This window comes from Pantoea sp. UYEF8 (genome assembly GCF_040546285.1).
Taxonomy (GTDB): domain Bacteria; phylum Pseudomonadota; class Gammaproteobacteria; order Enterobacterales; family Enterobacteriaceae; genus Pantoea; species Pantoea brenneri.
The window spans coordinates 571,677-587,720 of sequence record NZ_JBEPNM010000002.1; the positions used below are offsets into that span (position 1 = coordinate 571,677).

Annotated in this window: 17 protein-coding genes; 9 read left to right on the forward strand and 8 right to left on the reverse strand. The window is 57.2% G+C overall.

Annotated features, from left to right (window positions below; translation table 11 throughout):
- The first annotated feature begins 6 nt into the window (after window positions 1-6).
- Genes tagF through ABIB18_RS06220 form a run of 5 tightly spaced genes read left to right on the forward strand, consistent with a single transcriptional unit; the run spans window position 7 to window position 5,097 of the window.
- The gene (tagF, locus tag ABIB18_RS06200; protein ID WP_031377507.1) at window positions 7-705 is read left to right on the forward strand and encodes a type VI secretion system-associated protein TagF; all 699 of its coding nucleotides are present in this window, start codon (window positions 7-9) and stop codon (window positions 703-705) included.
- Between the two features lie 36 nt (window positions 706-741).
- Entirely contained in the window at window positions 742-1,884 is a 1,143-nt protein-coding gene (gene tagH / locus ABIB18_RS06205; RefSeq protein ID WP_031377508.1) for a type VI secretion system-associated FHA domain protein TagH, read from the forward strand.
- Window positions 1,881-2,657 carry a PP2C family protein-serine/threonine phosphatase gene (locus ABIB18_RS06210; protein ID WP_031377509.1) on the forward strand — a complete coding sequence of 259 codons (777 nt, stop codon included), beginning with the start codon at window positions 1,881-1,883 and terminating at the stop codon, window positions 2,655-2,657. Before tagH ends, ABIB18_RS06210 begins: the two co-directional genes overlap by 4 nt.
- A gap of 14 nt (window positions 2,658-2,671) precedes the next feature.
- Window positions 2,672-3,625, forward strand: coding sequence for a hypothetical protein (locus ABIB18_RS06215; RefSeq protein ID WP_031377510.1), 954 nt, complete (start codon window positions 2,672-2,674; stop codon window positions 3,623-3,625).
- A gap of 44 nt (window positions 3,626-3,669) precedes the next feature.
- Window positions 3,670-5,097: a serine/threonine protein kinase gene (locus tag ABIB18_RS06220; protein ID WP_046288374.1), complete on the forward strand. Its 1,428-nt coding sequence runs from the start codon at window positions 3,670-3,672 to the stop codon at window positions 5,095-5,097.
- A 97-nt stretch (window positions 5,098-5,194) separates the two neighbouring features.
- Here ABIB18_RS06220 and ABIB18_RS06225 read toward each other — a convergent pair whose 3' ends face one another.
- Together ABIB18_RS06225 and chaB are read right to left on the reverse strand one after the other, a co-directional pair.
- Window positions 5,195-5,872 carry a gamma-glutamylcyclotransferase gene (locus ABIB18_RS06225; RefSeq protein WP_031377313.1) on the reverse strand — a complete coding sequence of 226 codons (678 nt, stop codon included), beginning with the start codon at window positions 5,870-5,872 and terminating at the stop codon, window positions 5,195-5,197.
- A gap of 228 nt (window positions 5,873-6,100) precedes the next feature.
- On the reverse strand, window positions 6,101-6,331 hold the full coding sequence (chaB, locus tag ABIB18_RS06230) for a putative cation transport regulator ChaB (protein WP_031377314.1): 231 nt from the start codon (window positions 6,329-6,331) through the stop codon (window positions 6,101-6,103).
- A 369-nt stretch (window positions 6,332-6,700) separates the two neighbouring features.
- Here chaB and chaA point away from each other — a divergent pair, with 369 nt between their 5' ends.
- Complete coding sequence (chaA, locus tag ABIB18_RS06235; protein WP_031377315.1) at window positions 6,701-7,792, forward strand: sodium-potassium/proton antiporter ChaA; 1,092 nt, start codon at window positions 6,701-6,703, stop codon at window positions 7,790-7,792.
- Window positions 7,793-7,860: 68 nt separating this feature from the next.
- Here the strand turns inward: chaA and kdsA are convergent, their stop codons facing one another.
- Genes kdsA through hemA form a run of 6 tightly spaced genes read right to left on the reverse strand, consistent with a single transcriptional unit; the run spans window position 7,861 to window position 13,182 of the window.
- On the reverse strand, window positions 7,861-8,715 hold the full coding sequence (kdsA, locus tag ABIB18_RS06240; RefSeq protein WP_031377316.1) for a 3-deoxy-8-phosphooctulonate synthase: 855 nt from the start codon (window positions 8,713-8,715) through the stop codon (window positions 7,861-7,863).
- Between the two features lie 25 nt (window positions 8,716-8,740).
- On the reverse strand, window positions 8,741-9,550 hold the full coding sequence (gene sirB1, locus ABIB18_RS06245) for an invasion regulator SirB1 (protein WP_031377317.1): 810 nt from the start codon (window positions 9,548-9,550) through the stop codon (window positions 8,741-8,743).
- A gap of 1 nt (window position 9,551) precedes the next feature.
- Window positions 9,552-9,944 (reverse strand): SirB2 family protein, encoded by a 393-nt coding sequence (locus ABIB18_RS06250; RefSeq protein ID WP_031377318.1) that lies wholly within the window; start codon window positions 9,942-9,944, stop codon window positions 9,552-9,554.
- Between the two features lie 23 nt (window positions 9,945-9,967).
- Window positions 9,968-10,801: a peptide chain release factor N(5)-glutamine methyltransferase gene (prmC, locus tag ABIB18_RS06255; RefSeq protein WP_069728197.1), complete on the reverse strand. Its 834-nt coding sequence runs from the start codon at window positions 10,799-10,801 to the stop codon at window positions 9,968-9,970.
- Window positions 10,801-11,883, reverse strand: coding sequence for a peptide chain release factor 1 (prfA, locus tag ABIB18_RS06260; RefSeq protein WP_031377320.1), 1,083 nt, complete (start codon window positions 11,881-11,883; stop codon window positions 10,801-10,803). The genes prmC and prfA overlap by 1 nt, the downstream gene beginning before the upstream one ends.
- Before the next feature lie 42 nt (window positions 11,884-11,925).
- A complete protein-coding gene (gene hemA / locus ABIB18_RS06265) occupies window positions 11,926-13,182 on the reverse strand; it encodes a glutamyl-tRNA reductase (protein ID WP_031377321.1) in 1,257 nt (418 codons plus the stop codon).
- A 216-nt stretch (window positions 13,183-13,398) separates the two neighbouring features.
- On the opposite strand from hemA, the gene lolB reads away from it, so the two are divergent.
- From lolB to prs, 3 genes are all read left to right on the forward strand, one after another.
- Entirely contained in the window at window positions 13,399-14,022 is a 624-nt protein-coding gene (lolB, locus tag ABIB18_RS06270; RefSeq protein ID WP_031377322.1) for a lipoprotein insertase outer membrane protein LolB, read from the forward strand.
- Window positions 14,019-14,876, forward strand: coding sequence for a 4-(cytidine 5'-diphospho)-2-C-methyl-D-erythritol kinase (ispE, locus tag ABIB18_RS06275; RefSeq protein WP_046288375.1), 858 nt, complete (start codon window positions 14,019-14,021; stop codon window positions 14,874-14,876). Before lolB ends, ispE begins: the two co-directional genes overlap by 4 nt.
- Before the next feature lie 136 nt (window positions 14,877-15,012).
- Entirely contained in the window at window positions 15,013-15,960 is a 948-nt protein-coding gene (gene prs / locus ABIB18_RS06280; RefSeq protein ID WP_006118899.1) for a ribose-phosphate diphosphokinase, read from the forward strand.
- The last annotated feature ends 84 nt before the right edge of the window (window positions 15,961-16,044 follow it).

The following is a 16,044-nucleotide window of genomic DNA, read 5'->3' on the forward strand; positions in this document are numbered from 1 at the left end:
GTGTACATGGCTGCTTATACTGCCCCCGGCTGGTATGGCAAGCTGCCGTCAACCGGCGACTTTCTGCATCACCGGCTGAGCGAGCAACAGATCACCCCCTGGAATCACTGGTTCCAGCAGGGTTTGATGCACTGGCATCAGCAGGATGATGCGGTAACCGCGAACTTTTTACGCGCACCGGTATGGAATTTTGTCCTGCCGATTACCCCAACCCGACAGCAGGTGCAGATGGGCTGTTTACTGCCCTCCTGTGACCGCGTCGGCCGTGCCTGGCCGCTGCTGGCGCTGCACAGTTTTCCGCTCAGCCAGTGGCATCCGGCTCAGTTGACCATTTCAGGCGACTGGTTTCAGGATCTCGGTGCGACGCTGCTGCGGGCAGTACAGACGCCGCTCAACGGTGCGCAACTGGAGCAGCAGATTCAGACGCTGCCGCCGCTGCTGGTGCCGGCCCGACAGCCTTCCGAAATCATGGAGGTGATCGGTTATCAGGATTTGCCCTGCACGCTGAGCTGGCGTGAAGTGGCTGAACGCTTCGATCCCCAGCAGCATATGAGCTACTGGTGGAGTAACCGCAGTGATGGTTTTGCCCATGCCACCCACAAGCACAGCGGCAACCTCACGGCACAACTGTTTTCGTTACTGTTTAACCCGGCGGCAGGTGCACAGCCGGGACGTAATGGCCTTTACCCACCGATGTTTGAGTAAGGCCGGTTGCGTTTGCCGTTCAATCTGGGATAACTCATGCAATTTACCATTGTGCAATGCACTACGGATGTTCCGGTTAAAACCGTTGCGTTTCAACCGCCTGGCGGCACCATTGGCCGTAGTCAGGATAACGATCTGGTGCTGCCAGATGAGTCGCGCGCGATTTCGCGCCTGCAGGCGCTGGTTCATCTGTCGCATGACGGCGAATGCCGCCTGACCAATCAGGGCAGCGTGACGCCGGTTGAGCATAACGGCATCGCGCTCGGTCGCGGCATGCAGGTGTTGCTAAAGCATGGTGACGCGTTGCGTATCGGCGATTATGCGCTGGAAGTGCGCGATCCCGCCTGTCAGAGCGACCAGAACGATCCCCTCGCGCTGTTTGCCGGCAACAGCGATCAGCCTGCCAATCCGTTAGGCATTCATGAACACCACGAGCACGAGGTTGAAGACCGCCTGCTGGTAAACGATGCGTCTCCGGTGCGCCACGAACGCCATAATGATGCGCGGCTGGCGATTGAGCCTCAGGCGGACGAGCCGCGCCGCGCCCTGTCGTCCCAGCCGCAGGATCAGGACAAGCTGATCGCCGCGCTGCTGGACGGGATGGGGCTGAGCAACGGCCACGCAACGCCGATTGATGAAGAGCAGATGCGCATCACCGGTCGGATGCTTAGCCTGTTTTCGCAGGGTACGGTGGCGCTATTGTCGTCGCGCTCCATCCTCAAGCGCGGCGTGAAAGCGGACATGACGATGATCCTGAATGAGGCCAACAACCCTTTTAAGATCCTGCCGTCCGGTAAAACCGTGCTGATGCAGATGTATCAGAGCCAGATGCCCGGCTTTATGCCACCTGAGCAGGCGGTACGCGATGCGCTGGTTGATCTGCAGGCGCATCAGCTGGGGATGATTGCCGGTATCCGCGCCATCATTGCAGCGATGCTGCAGTCGTTTAATCCGGCGCGACTGGAAGAGCAGGCACGCGCCGACGGCGTGCTGCCGAAGCTGCCGTTCTCCAGCACCAAAAAGGCGGCGCTGTGGGATTACTTTACCCGCAACTATCAGCGCACCGCCGGCGAAATTGAAGATGATTTCCATACCCTGTTTGGCGAAGCGTTCCTGCATGCCTATGACATGGAGGTTAATCAGTACAAAGATTCCCAGACGCGGGTAGATGAAGCATGAAAATCGTTTTTGCCAGCCGCTGCCAGCAAGGCCTGCGCGATGATAATCAGGACCGCACCGGTGCCGCGCTGGACGATCGCCGGGCCTGTTTCGTGGTCTGTGACGGCGTCGCCGGTCTGCCAGGTGGCGAGATGGCGGCGCAGCTGGTGCGTGACAGTCTGCTGAGCCAGCTGGAGAACTGTGAACACTTTACGCCCGACTTTACCCGTCAGGCGATCGAACAGTGCCGTTTTGCGCTGCATGAGGCACAGGGAAAGAATCCGAAATTTGCACGGATGAGTACCACCCTTGCGGCGCTGTTTATTGACCGTCAAAAACAGCGTGCATGGTGGGCCCACGCAGGTGATAGCCGGGTTTATCACTTCCGGCGCGGGGTGCTGCATGAGGTCACCCGCGACCACAGCCTGGCCCAGCAGTTGAAAGAAGCGGGCTATGAAAATACCGGCATTAACAGTAATTTACTCTATAATGCGCTCGGCGCTGAACCGCCGCGTGCAGTCAGTTTTTCGCACCAGATTGCGCTGGAAGATGGCGACGCGTTTCTGGTCTGTACCGATGGATTCTGGCTCAACCTGACCACCGGTGAAATGGAGCAGGCGCTGCGCATGGTGAACGCCTGCGAAGAGTGGCTGGCACTGATGGAACAGGCAGTGAGCCGCAACGTGAAAAAAGATAATCTCAGCGCACTGGCGGTCTGGATTGGTGAGCCGGAAGAAGCGACATTGCTCTATTCACTGGCTGATTCGGCGCGCTTTCTGCCGCCTCGTTTTTGATTCCAAGGATCCTTATGAAACTGTGGTTGCCCGGCATCGCCACCTTACTGATAGCCTTTTACGCCCAGGCCGAAAATTATCGTGTGGTCTATTCCCCCAGCCTGGCGCTGGAGGTCTACATCGATAACGTGGTGAGCAAAGCGCCCGACGACTGGTGCAAAGAGACGTTGCCGCTGCGCATTGTCTCTGGAAAAAGTAAGGATTCGGCGGTGCTGACCACCTTTTTACCGCGCGTCGGTACCCTGCTCGCCAACCAGTGTGGTTTGCTGGATGTCATGCCGTGGCAGATGACCGACAAAGACGGCGGCGTACTAGCCAGCGGCAGCGCCAGCAAGCTACAGAACTGGCGGCCGATTGTGATGGCGGACGCCACGGCCAGCGCCAGCGAAAGTAACGCCGCGCCGCTGGATCTGTCGCGCCCGGCCAACAGCACACCGCTGCAGCACTTTGATCTGCCGAGCGGCTGCCATTTTCGTACCGCCTGGGATGAGAATGCCCGGACGATGTTTATCCCGGACGTCAGCAAGCAGCAGTGCTCACCCGACGGCTGGGCCGAAGGCAAAAGTGAACTGACGCTGGCGACACCGGATCATCCGACGCCGGTGGCGGTGACCTTTTATCAGGGTTATCCGATCGCTAACCTGACCATCCCGGACAGCAAACTGGAAGTCATTGCGGCGAACAATCAGCGCATGATTGTGACCCGCGCCGATACCGCCGATAGCTGGCTGGTTCTGCCGTTCGATAGCCAGCAACACGTCTGGCGTTTTAATGGAACCCTGTTGATTAAGATGGATAAGAATGCTGCGCAGCAGGATGCTGACGCTGTGAAATCGCGAGTTGATACTTTGCGCGGCCAATGGGCGCCGCATTTCATGCCACAGCAAAAAGTGAATGTGTTACTCATCGACACCCTGCACGCGGATCTGGTTGATCCTGCCATTGGTGCCTGGCGTAACATCAATTAATTACCGCGCAGCCTGGCGAGCAGGCCGTGTTCAGAGAGTTCACTATGTCGGCAAATGATAATCAGAAAACGGTTCCGAATGCCCTGCCGGACGGATACCGCTTCAACGAGTTTGAGATCAAGGAAGTGATTGGCGGTGGCGGTTTCGGCATTGTCTATCGCGCATGGGATCACCAGCTGGAACGCACTATCGCCATCAAAGAGTACATGCCGGTTTCGCTGGCGGTACGCGCGGCGGACTTGACGCTGGAACTGCGTGGCGAACGCTTCCAGAAACTGTTTAACGCCGGCCTGAATAGTTTTATTCAGGAAGCGCGGCTGCTGGCCCGCTTTAACCATCCGGGCCTGCTGCACGTGCTGCGCTTCTGGGAGCAGAACGGCACCGCCTATATGGGTACGCTCTACTACAGCGGCATGACGCTGAAAGAGTGGCAGATCACCAGCCCGGAGTCGATTTCCGAAGCCTGGATCCGTCGTCTGCTGCCGCCGCTGCTGGGAGCCATCAGTACCATTCATCAGGCCGGTTATCTGCATCGCGATATCTCGCTGGATAATATTCAGATTCAGGAAAACCAGCTGCCGGTGCTGCTGGATTTCGGCTCTGCGCGTAAGGAGATCGGCAATCTCTCCGATGAAACCGAAATCATGCTCAAGCCGGGCTTTGCGCCGATTGAGCAGTACAGCGAAGAGGGTGAGGTCGAACAGGGTCCGTGGACCGATATCTACGCCCTGGGTGCCGTGCTGCATAGCCTGATCACCGGCAACCCGCCGCCGGTCAGCGTGGTGCGCTGCATTGAAGATAATTACCAGCCGCTGGCCGAGCGTCAGCCGGCAGGCTATTCCCTGCCGCTGCTGCATGCGATTGACCGCGCGCTGGCGATGAAACCCGGCGATCGTCCGCAATCGATTGATGCGTTTGCTGCATTAATCGATCTGCCGGTGAGCGATGTTGAAGCGGTGGTGAATAGTTTTCCGGTGCCGGGCGAGAGTGTCGCCGCAGTGGAAGAGGAGCCGGTCGACGCAGCGGCTCCGATCGTGATGGCGGTGAATCACGGTGCCGCCGCCGCCGAGCCGGTTACACCGCGTACCGTGCGTCGGCTGTCGCCGGGACTGATCGGTGCCGCCGCCGTGGCTCTGCTGGCGGTGGTTGCTGCGGTATGGCTGGCGAATCGTCACAGCGCCGCGCCGGAGCAGGTGACGCAATCACCGGTAGCGGCCAGCGCGCCCGCTCCGACAACCCCAGTGGCGGCTGCGCCAGCCATGCTGGCAACGGTCTATCTCAAGCTGGAAAGCGGTGAGAATGTGGTGCTCAATGGACAGCCGCTGGAGGTCAAACCGGGCAGCAGCGGTTTCGCTGCACTGAATCTGGCGGCCGGACAGTATCGTATTGAAGTCCACAACGGCAGCGTGACGCACGCGCAATCGTTGACGATTGACAAACCTGGCACCTGGCTGATTAATCCGGATAACTGACTGGCGAGGTAACGGGCTGGAGCAGTCTCCGACTGTGCCGCCCGACTGGCTGACCTCACCGCCGGGCGGTGGTGAGGGTTGTTGTTCCTGAGAGAGATCAGGCCTGCTTCAGGCAGTGACTCTGCTGTAAAGTCCGCACCTGATGCGCCAGCCGGCTCAGGCTCTCCTCTTCCATGCCGCGTTTAGTCAGCTCCTCTTCGAGTGAAAAAAGATACTGGGCATTCGAGCCAAGCGGGCCGCTGGCGGCGGCAATCAGCGGGGCGATCGCTTCCGGGCAGGAATCTGACTCATACAGCGGATGACGCGGGTCCATGATAAAAGTCAGCGCCGTTACGCTGCGACCATCATCCAGTTGCAGTTCACACCAGGTCGGCAGATAGCAGCCGGTAATCATCTCGCGTTTCCACAGCAGTGCCAGCTCTTCATGCAGCCGCGCCTCGGGCAGACGAAAAGCCAGACCGCTGGTCCGGCCGCCCTGTTTCAGCGCCAGCATCCGGCCAGGATGGGTGGCGGTACCCCGTCCGGCAATCAGCCGCAGACAGAAAGCGCGATGCCAGCCTTCCAGCGAGCCGGACGCTACCTCATCCGCTTCAAAGATCGGGTTCCACATCAGAGAGCCGTAACCAAAGATCCATACCGGGCTGTGATCGGGACGGCAGGCCAGCGTAGCAGCCAGCGACGCCGCGCGCTGCTCGCAACTCCAGAGCAGCGTCTCTTCGATATCACCGAACGACGTTTTACAATCCGCTTTTAAAAGAAATTCCCGGGTAAGCAATGCGACCTCCTCGACTTTCACGGCGTCCTGTCCAGATGGCTCCTCTGTAACGATCACCAAAACGGCTTCGCGTTTCGTTCACAAAATTGACATTAATCCATTTACTGGTGGGGTTTCAAGCGTGAGGCGGGTCGCAGGATAAAAAAAACCAGATAAACCTGATAGCAGAGGCAGAAAAAAGGGCCGGATATTTCTGGCCCTTTGATGAAAGCAGGCTACGCAAATAGATTAGCGCTTAGGATGCCACTTATCGTCATCGCCTTTTTCATACTCTTTTTTCACCGCCGCCCAGGCCACTTTATGTGCCACCTCTTCGCGGGAATCATCGCCGCGGCGATCTTCGGCCTCTTTATACTGCGACCAGGCACTGTTAAACGCCTGCTGATAAATATCCTGCGCGTGCGCCGGGAGTACGTGTTTAACGTTGTCAGGTAAATCGGCTCGGCTATCGTAAGGCATACTTCCTCCTCGGTTTACAGGGTCATAATAAGTCTGGCTCAGGACAGCAAAAATACAAATAACGATTTATGCTCAGTTTAGACAAAAATCCTTATAATCACCCTGTAAATTCATTTAATCCAACCATTTTATCGTTCTAAACAGCGAAGTCATCGGGGATTAACGATTCTTTATTACCTGATTATTAATGCAATATTCTGGATAACACCCGGTTAACCGGCTTCCGATATTTTATAGTACTTAAGTAAAAAGCAGTAAATTTTTCCCGCTCAGGCGGTTGAAAAGATAAACTGCGCGCTGCCCTAAAACTGATTATATTTTAACAGCAGCGCCGCTGCCCTTATGATCATTAACCAGAGAGGATGGTGAATGCCTTCACATGAAAAAACACGTCACAAGGAATTCTCGCTGATATTTCCCATCGTTACGCTGGGTGTACTCTATTTTTTTGGCGCACAAACCTCGTTTCCGATCGTCGTCGGTATCAACATACTGGCGCTGATTGCCATTCTTAGCAGCGCGTTCAGCGTGGTGCGCCATGCCGATGTGCTGGCACACCGGCTGGGCGAGCCCTACGGATCGCTGATACTGAGTTTATCGGTAGTGATCCTTGAAGTGAGCCTGATCTCGGCGCTGATGGCCACCGGCGATGCCGCGCCCGGCCTGATGCGTGACACGCTCTACTCGATTGTGATGATTGTCACTGGCGGGCTGGTCGGTTTCGCCCTGCTGCTCGGCGGCAATAAGTTCGCCACGCAGTACGTTAATCTGGCAGGCGTGAAGCAATATCTGATCGCCATCTTTCCGCTGGCGATTCTGGTGCTGGTGTTTCCTAACGCCCTGCCCGGCGGCAACTTTTCTACCGCGCAGGCGCTGTTGATTGCCGCGATTTCAGCCGCCATGTATGGCGTTTTCCTGCTGATCCAGACCAAAACCCACCAGAGCCTGTTTGTCTATGAGCATGAGGATGAGAGCGATGATGGCGATCCCCATCACGGTAAGCCCTCGGCACACAGCAGCGTCTGGCACACCGTCTGGTTGATTGTGCATCTGGTGGCGGTGATTGCGGTGACCAAAATGAATGCCAACACGCTGGAAAGCTTGTTGACCGAATTGAATGCACCGGTACAGTTCACCGGCTTCCTGGTGGCGCTGCTGATCCTGTCGCCGGAAGGATTGGGGGCAATTAAAGCGGTGCTGATGAACCAGGTGCAGCGCGCGATGAACCTGTTCTTCGGTTCGGTGCTGGCGACGATTTCGTTAACCGTACCGGCCGTGACCCTGATCGCTACCCTGACTGGTCAGGAGCTGATCTTTGGCCTTGAGCCGCCGCAGATGGTGATTATGATGGCGTCGCTGATCCTGTGTCAGCTCTCCTTCTCTACCGGCCGCACCAATGTGCTGAACGGTGCGGCACATCTGGCATTGTTTGCCGGTTATCTGGTCACCATTATGCTGTAAGGCCCGCCGCCTGCAGACGAAAAAAAAGAGCGATTTCTCGCTCTTTTTTTTGCCTTGCTGCAGCAGAATTACTTGCTGGTATCCAGCTCAGGGAAGCTTTTAACCAGATCGTCAATCGCCTTCATCTGCACCAGGAACGGCTCCAGCTTGTCGAGCGGCAGCGCCGAAGGACCATCACACAGCGCGTGATCCGGGTCCGGATGCGCTTCAATGAACAGGCCCGCAATGCCCACTGCCATACCGGCACGTGCCAGTTCGCCCACCTGCGCACGACGACCGCCAGAAGCCGCGCCAAACGGATCGCGGGTTTGCAGCGCATGGGTGACGTCGAAAATCACCGGGCTGTTGTGGGTGACCTTCTTCATCACGTTAAAGCCGAGCATGTCGACCACCAGGTTGTCATAACCGAAGTTGCTGCCACGGTCGCACAGGATCACCTGCTCGTTGCCGCCTTCAGCGAACTTATCAACGATGTTGCCCATCTGGCCAGGACTGACGAACTGTGGCTTCTTGACGTTGATCACCGCGCCGGTTTTCGCCATCGCTTCCACCAGGTCGGTCTGACGAGCCAGGAAGGCTGGCAGCTGGATGACGTCAACCACATCCGCCACCGGCTGCGCCTGTGACGCTTCGTGCACGTCAGTGATAATTTTCACGCCGAAAGCCTGCTTCAGCTCCTGGAAAATCTTCATGCCCTCTTCCAGGCCCGGACCGCGATAGGAGTGAATAGATGAACGGTTAGCTTTATCAAACGACGCTTTAAACACGTAAGGGATACCGAGCTTGTCGGTCACTCTGACGTAATGTTCGCAGATGCGCATCGCCAGGTCGCGCGACTCCAGCACGTTCATCCCGCCGAACAGTACAAACGGCAGATCGTTTGCTACCTTGATGTCACCAATACTCACGACTTTCTGTGTCATGCCCTTTCCTTTTCAGTGGGTACGCTTAGTGCAGCGTGACCTGTTTTTGTTCGATTGCGTGAATCTGAACTTTGATCATCTCGCTGACCGGGTCCTCAGGACACTGCTCAACGAAATAAGTGAGATCATTCAGCGCGATATGTTCGCACTCCAGCTGCGCATAGATCAAACCGCGATCGCGGATTTCGTACGGATCGTCAGGATCGATTCGCAACAGCACCTGGCTGACGTTCAGCGCCAGTTCCATCTTCTTCTCTTCCATCAACGCCGCTTTTAACGTGTCGAGCATTTTACGCATCACGGTGACGGTTTTGGCTTCATCAAGATCGTCATCGTACAGACGCGCGGTCGGGCTGATGTTGCCCTTGAGCCACACTTCCAGCGTATGCATGTCGAGCGTTTCGCCATTGAACGGATTAATCAGCCATTTCTCGCCGTCAATCCAGTCGGCGCGCAGGATCAGCTGAGTCGGGAAGATGACCGGCATCAGCGGCAACTCCAGCTCGGCAGCAATGTGCAGCAGGATCACGCCCAGTGAGACGGCCGTGCCCTGGCGGGTTCTCAAAACGTTGTCGAGCCAGAGCGCGTCAGAAAGATTATATACCCCGCTGGCGCCGCCAAATCCCCATTGGCGATAGAACAGCTCCAGCAGTTTTTCGAGTTTCAGATCGGCATCGCCGGCCTGGCTGACATAATCACGCGCTTCGGCCACCAGGGCCGCAAGTTGTGCTTCCACCGACACGGCCGGAAAATCGGCGCGGATGGCAAGCGTAGCGCCAATCACCGCTTCACATAACGGTGTCTGGCTAAAATCTAATTGTTCGGTAGAGGTCATACTATCCCCATAACGGCATTTTGCTCAGCGCCAGCTTAATGACCATCACCAGCGCGATTAACGCCACCAGAAACGCGATCCAGCGGGTACGGTCAGTGCGTGGTCGGCGGCTCAATGCCACAAATCCTAAGGCGATGTAGATAATAACCCCTAATAGCTTCTCAGTCAGCCAGCTTCCTTGCGGAGTGAAGGGATAGAAGTGAGTAATCATCACCAATGAGATACCGGTCAACAGTAACAGCGTGTCGTTGGCGTGCGGCAGAATGCGCACCCAGCGCCGCGATAGCATCGCCGATCCGGTGCGCAGCCAGAAAAAGCGCAGCACAAACATCGAAATGGTGACGATGACCGTTAACAGGTGGAGATTTTTGATCAGTGGATACCAGGCGTACATAGTGAGTCCTTTTTCGTCCGCTTTCAGGTTGAAGATTGCCCGAGGGTAACGCGGGGATTGCCACCGTAGTCATTGACGGTTTCTACCGCGCGGTAGCCGTGCTGGCGCATCATGTCACGCACCGCCTGATCCTGCTGCCAGCCGTGCTCCAGCAGCAACCAGCCGCCGGGCTGCAGCCAGTCAGCCGCCTGTTCAATCAGCGTGCGCAAATCTGCCAGGCCCGCGTCTGCTGCCACCAGCGCGCTGCGCGGCTCAAACCGCACGTCGCCCTGCTCCAGGTGGTGATCGCTGGCGTCAATATAAGGCGGGTTGCTGACGATAATGTCAAAACGCTGCGGAGTGAGTTGCTGAAACCAGTGGCTGAGCGCAAAACGGGCATTCGGCAGATTGAGCTGCTGCGCATTGCTGCGTGCCAGTTCCACCGCCTCAGCGATACGATCCACGCCGATGACCTGACAGTCGGGCCGTTCGCTGGCCAGCGCCAGCGCAATCGCGCCGGTGCCGGTACCGAGATCAAGGATGGTGGCTGCGGACACCGGCAGATGCGCCAGCGCCTGCTCAACCAGCAGTTCGGTGTCCGGTCGCGGGATCAGCGTGGCATCCGTGACGCGCAGCGGCAGCGACCAGAATTCACGTTCGCCGACCAGATGCGCCACCGGCTCACCGCGGGCGCGACGGCTCAGTAAAGCATCAAGCTGGCTAAGCTGCTGATCGCTGAGCAGGGTTTCATCAAAAGCGATTAACCAGCTGCGCGACTTGCCGGTCACGAAGCTCAACAGGATTTCGGCGTCGCGCTTCGGGCTGTCGCCGCCATTCAGGGTCGCAATGGCCTGTTTCAGCCAGTGACGAATATCCATTAATCCTGGCCAGCCAGCGCCGCCAGCTGATCCGCCTGATATTCCTGCACAATCGGCTCAATCAGGCTGTCGATTTTCCCTTCCATGGTTTCATCCAGACGGTAAAGCGTCAGGTTGATGCGGTGGTCGGTGACGCGACCCTGCGGGAAGTTATAGGTACGGATACGGTCAGAACGATCGCCGCTGCCCAGCAGGTTACGACGGGTGCTGGCTTCGGCGGCGTGACGACGGGCCATTTCGGCGGCGTGAATACGCGCGCCCAGCACCGCCAGCGCTTTGGCTTTGTTTTTATGCTGCGAACGCTCGTCCTGACACTCCACCACAATGCCGGTTGGCAGGTGGGTAATACGGATCGCGGAGTCGGTGGTGTTAACGTGCTGACCGCCGGCACCTGATGAACGGAAAGTATCGATTTTCAAATCACCGGCGTTGATTTCCGGCAATTCTGCCTCCGGTATTTCCGGCATTACCGCCACGGTGCAGGCGGAAGTGTGGATTCGTCCCTGAGATTCGGTCTCGGGCACGCGCTGAACCCGGTGTCCGCCCGATTCAAACTTCAGGCGGCCATAGGCACCCTCACCGGTCACCCTTGCGATCACCTCTTTATAACCGCCATGCTCGCCTTCGTTGGCGCTGACGATCTCAACCCGCCAGCGGCGCGCTTCGGCATAACGGCTGTACATGCGGAACAGATCACCGGCAAAAATTGCGGCCTCATCACCGCCGGTACCGGCGCGAACTTCAATGAAGCAGGCACGCTCATCATCGGGATCTTTTGGTAACAGCAGCACCTGTAACTGTTGCTCCAGCGCTTCGCTCTGCTCGCGTGCCGCCTGCAGCTCTTCCTGCGCCATGTCGCGCATCTCAGGGTCGTCGAGCATCTGCTGCGCCGTCTCAATATCTTCCTGAACCTGCTGCCAGTCGCGGAAGCAACGGGTGACATCGGTCAGCTGGGCATATTCGCGCGACAGCGCACGGAAGCGTTCCTGGTCGGCGATCACGCCGGCATCGCCCAGCATCGCTTCCACTTCTTCGTGGCGCTCCTGCAGGGCTTCCAGTTTGGCAACAATAGAGGTTTTCATTTAAATGTGGGATTCCCGTAACAGGTAGCAGCAGCCTGGTGCCTACTCGAGACCCAGGCTGTCGCGTAAAATCTGCAGGCGTTCATTATCGCCGTCGCGGGCGGCCTGCTGAAGCGATTTGGTTGGAGCGTGAATTAAACGGTTGGTCAGCTTGTGCGCCAGTTCCTGCATCACTTTCTGCGGATCGGCACCCTGTTGCAGCGCCTGTAGCGCGCGGCCTTCCAGCTCAGCACGGATTTCATCCGCCTGAGAACGGTATTCACGGATGGTGTTAACTGCGCCCTGAGAACGCAACCATGCCATGAACTCACCGCTTTCCTGCACCACGATGCTCTCGGCCTGCACTGCCGCCGCTTTGCGCTGCGCCAGGTTCTGCTCGATAATCGCCTGCAGGTCATCGACGCTGTAGAGATAAGCATTGGGCAGTTTGCCGACTTCCGGCTCGACATCGCGTGGAACCGCAATATCCACCAGCAGCATCGGCTTATTACGACGCGCTTTCAGTGCGCGCTCCATCATGCCTTTGCCAATAATCGGCAGCGGACTGGCGGTAGAAGAGATGATAATGTCGGCTTCCGCCAGCCGGGCATCGATCTCCGCCAGGCTGATCACCTCAGCACCAACTTCGGTGGCCAGCGCTTCAGCACGCTCACGGGTGCGGTTGGCAATAATGAGTTTTTTAACCTGATGCTCGCGCAGATGGCGCGCCACCAGCTCAATGGTTTCACCGGCACCGACCAGCAGCACGTTGACGGAAGAGAGCGATTCAAAAATCTGACGCGCCAGAGTACAGGCAGCAAACGCCACCGAGACGGCATTGGCACCGATATCAGTTTCGGTACGGACCCGTTTGGCGACGGAGAAGGTTTTCTGGAACATGCGTTCCAGTTCGCTGCTCAGCGCCTGGCTACGCGAGGAGTCGGCGAAGGCTTTCTTCACCTGTCCAAGAATCTGTGGTTCACCCAGCACCAGCGAATCCAGCCCGCTGGCAACCCGCATCAGGTGGCTGACCGCCTCATTATCCTGATGCCAGTAAAGGCTGTTGCGCACATCCTCTTCATCGAGCTGATGATAGTCGCACAACCAGCGTACCAGACGCGCCTGCAAATCGGCCTGCTGCTCTACACTGAGGTAGAGTTCGGTCCGGTTACAGGTCGACAGCACCACGCCGCTCTGCACCATTGGCTGTGATAACAGGCTGTTCAGCGCCTGCTCAAGCGTCTCCGGCCCGAACGATACACGTTCGCGCAGAGCAATGGGGGCAGTTTTGTGATTGATTCCGAGAGCGAGCAGCGTCATGGTGGTTTCGGTTGGGATGTCCCAATAATGTCAGGGTTTTGTGAGGCGCATTCTACAAGATGCGGCAGATCAAGAAAAGCCATACAAAGCCTATGACTGTAATAAGATTAACCTGATCGTGCTCAATTTGCTGCATAACAGCATTGACGGCTTAAATACGGATGGTTAGCGTTATCCGTTACGAATTATAAACGTGTCTGAGGAGATGACCACTTGATGCTTTATTCACCACGCACTCTGTTGCGCATTTTGCCCCTGGCCAGCGTATTGCTGGCCGCCTGTAGCGTTAACAAACCGCAAGGCCCGGGCCCCAGCGTGACCGCGCCACAGTGGCAACAGCATCAGCAGGCGGTCTCACACGTCACCCACTATCAGACGCGCGGCGCTTTTGCTTACCTGTCTGATAAACAAAAGGTCTACGCGCGCTTTAACTGGCAGCAAACTGCTCCTGACCGCTATCGCCTGTTACTGACCAATCCGCTTGGCAGCACCGAACTGCAGCTGGATGCGCAGGGTTCAGTGGTGCAGATCGTTGACAACAAGGGCAAACGCTACGTCAGCAATGATGCGCAGAAAATGATTTCGCAACTGACCGGTATGAACATTCCGCTGGCGAACCTGCGTCAGTGGATGATGGGCCTGCCCGGCGATGCCACCGATTATCAGCTTAATGAGAACTATCAGCTGCGCAGCCTGAATTACAGCCGTGACGGCCAGAACTGGCAGGTGTCGATTGCCGGTTACGACAGCAACGTCACGCCGCCGCTGCCTGCCAGCCTGGAGCTGAAAGAAGGCGATCAGCGGATTAAACTGCGCATGGACAGCTGGACCGTTCAATGATGAGTCACTGGCCGTCTCCGGCAAAACTGAACCTCTTTCTCTACATCACCGGCCGTCGTCCTGACGGCTATCACAACCTGCAGACGCTGTTTCAGTTTCTGGATTATGGCGATACGTTGCAGATCAGCACCGATCACAGCGATCGCATCCAGCTGCTGACGCCGGTGGCGGGCGTCGCGGAGGCGGATAACCTGATTGTGCGCGCCGCCGAACGGTTAAAACAGGCGGCACTGGCGAAGCAGACCCTGCCGCCAAAGGCAGGCGCGCAGATTGCCATCGACAAGCGGCTGCCGATGGGTGGCGGTCTCGGAGGCGGCTCATCCAACGCGGCGACCGTGCTGGTGGCGCTGAATCACCTGTGGCAAACCGGCCTGACGCCGGACGAGCTGGCGGCGATCGGCGTGCAGCTCGGTGCTGACGTTCCGGTGTTCGTAAAAGGCTTCGCCGCCTTTGCTCAGGGTGTAGGTGAACAACTTCAGCCCGCAGAGCCGGAAGAAAAGTGGTATCTTGTCGCCCATCCCGGCGTGAGTATCAGCACCCCGGCAGTCTTCAACGACCCCGCGCTAACGCGAGATACGCCGGTGCGCACTTTAGCGACGCTTTTATCCTCACCCTTCGCTAATGATTGTGAAGCAGTGGTAAGAAAACGTTTTCGCGAGGTTGATGAGCTTGTTTCCTGGCTGCTAGAATACGCGCCGTCGCGCCTGACTGGCACTGGCGCTTGTGTGTTTGCTGAATTTGACACCGAGTCTGCTGCTCGTCAGGTGCTGGAACTTGCCCCGAATGGGGTGCGCGGATTTGTAGCCCGAGGCGTAAATGTTTCGCCGTTACAGCGTGCCCTGCGAGGCGATTAGCGATTGCGTGACAGCGTCACCCCGTTCCAGACACTGCACGTTTCGCATCAACACACCCGTGTGAACGCCCATGACCGTATTCGCCGGTTACTGTCGTGCCGTTCATTCTCTGGACGCAAAGCCTGAGGTTCTTCTCGTGCCTGATATGAAGCTATTTGCTGGTAACGCCACCCCGGAACTAGCACAACGTATTGCCAACCGCCTTTACACCAGTCTGGGAGACGCCGCCGTTGGGCGTTTCAGTGATGGTGAAGTGAGCGTACAGATTAACGAAAATGTACGCGGTGGTGATATTTTCATCATCCAGTCCACCTGTGCTCCCACCAACGATAATCTGATGGAACTGGTTGTGATGGTCGACGCGCTGCGTCGTGCTTCTGCTGGTCGTATTACCGCAGTCATCCCCTACTTTGGTTATGCCCGTCAGGATCGCCGCGTGCGCTCCGCGCGTGTACCGATTACCGCTAAAGTAGTGGCAGACTTCCTTTCCAGCGTCGGTGTTGACCGTGTTCTGACGGTTGACCTGCACGCCGAGCAGATCCAGGGCTTCTTCGACGTCCCGGTTGATAACGTATTTGGCAGCCCGATTCTGCTGGAAGACATGCTGCAGATCGGTCTGGAAAACCCGATTGTTGTTTCTCCCGATATTGGTGGCGTAGTACGTGCCCGTGCTATCGCTAAACTGCTGAACGACACCGATATGGCCATCATTGATAAACGCCGCCCGCGCGCGAACGTTTCTCAGGTGATGCACATTATTGGTGACGTTGCTGGCCGCGACTGCGTGCTGGTCGACGACATGATCGACACCGGCGGCACGCTGTGCAAAGCGGCTGAAGCGTTGAAAGAACGGGGCGCCAAGCGCGTATTTGCTTACGCAACCCATCCGATCTTCTCTGGTAACGCCGTTGAAAATCTGCGTAAGTCAGTGATCGATCAGGTGATTGTCTGCGATACCATTCCGCTGTCTGAAGAGATGAAGTCACTGCCGAACGTGCGCACCCTGACCTTGTCTGGCATGCTGGCTGAAGCGATTCGCCGCATCAGTAACGAAGAGTCAATCTCGGCCATGTTCGAGCATTAATCTTCGCCAAACCGGGCCACGCGCCCGGTTTTTTTCATGCCGCTGATGATCCGATTAACTCGCTTCCTTTTCTGATATTCCCGC

What these genes read in the sequence shown, in the direction of transcription:
- tagF (WP_031377507.1), top strand. Translation starts at nt 7, where the DNA reads ATGGCTGCTTATACTGCCCCCGGCTGGTATGGCAAGCTGCCGTCAACC.
- tagH (WP_031377508.1), top strand. Translation starts at nt 742, where the DNA reads ATGCAATTTACCATTGTGCAATGCACTACGGATGTTCCGGTTAAAACC.
- ABIB18_RS06210 (WP_031377509.1), top strand. Translation starts at nt 1,881, where the DNA reads ATGAAAATCGTTTTTGCCAGCCGCTGCCAGCAAGGCCTGCGCGATGAT.
- ABIB18_RS06215 (WP_031377510.1), top strand. Translation starts at nt 2,672, where the DNA reads ATGAAACTGTGGTTGCCCGGCATCGCCACCTTACTGATAGCCTTTTAC.
- ABIB18_RS06220 (WP_046288374.1), top strand. Translation starts at nt 3,670, where the DNA reads ATGTCGGCAAATGATAATCAGAAAACGGTTCCGAATGCCCTGCCGGAC.
- chaB (WP_031377314.1), bottom strand. Translation starts at nt 6,331, where the DNA reads ATGCCTTACGATAGCCGAGCCGATTTACCTGACAACGTTAAACACGTA.
- chaA (WP_031377315.1), top strand. Translation starts at nt 6,701, where the DNA reads ATGCCTTCACATGAAAAAACACGTCACAAGGAATTCTCGCTGATATTT.
- kdsA (WP_031377316.1), bottom strand. Translation starts at nt 8,715, where the DNA reads ATGACACAGAAAGTCGTGAGTATTGGTGACATCAAGGTAGCAAACGAT.
- sirB1 (WP_031377317.1), bottom strand. Translation starts at nt 9,550, where the DNA reads ATGACCTCTACCGAACAATTAGATTTTAGCCAGACACCGTTATGTGAA.
- ABIB18_RS06250 (WP_031377318.1), bottom strand. Translation starts at nt 9,944, where the DNA reads ATGTACGCCTGGTATCCACTGATCAAAAATCTCCACCTGTTAACGGTC.
- prmC (WP_069728197.1), bottom strand. Translation starts at nt 10,801, where the DNA reads ATGGATATTCGTCACTGGCTGAAACAGGCCATTGCGACCCTGAATGGC.
- prfA (WP_031377320.1), bottom strand. Translation starts at nt 11,883, where the DNA reads ATGAAAACCTCTATTGTTGCCAAACTGGAAGCCCTGCAGGAGCGCCAC.
- hemA (WP_031377321.1), bottom strand. Translation starts at nt 13,182, where the DNA reads ATGACGCTGCTCGCTCTCGGAATCAATCACAAAACTGCCCCCATTGCT.
- lolB (WP_031377322.1), top strand. Translation starts at nt 13,399, where the DNA reads ATGCTTTATTCACCACGCACTCTGTTGCGCATTTTGCCCCTGGCCAGC.
- ispE (WP_046288375.1), top strand. Translation starts at nt 14,019, where the DNA reads ATGATGAGTCACTGGCCGTCTCCGGCAAAACTGAACCTCTTTCTCTAC.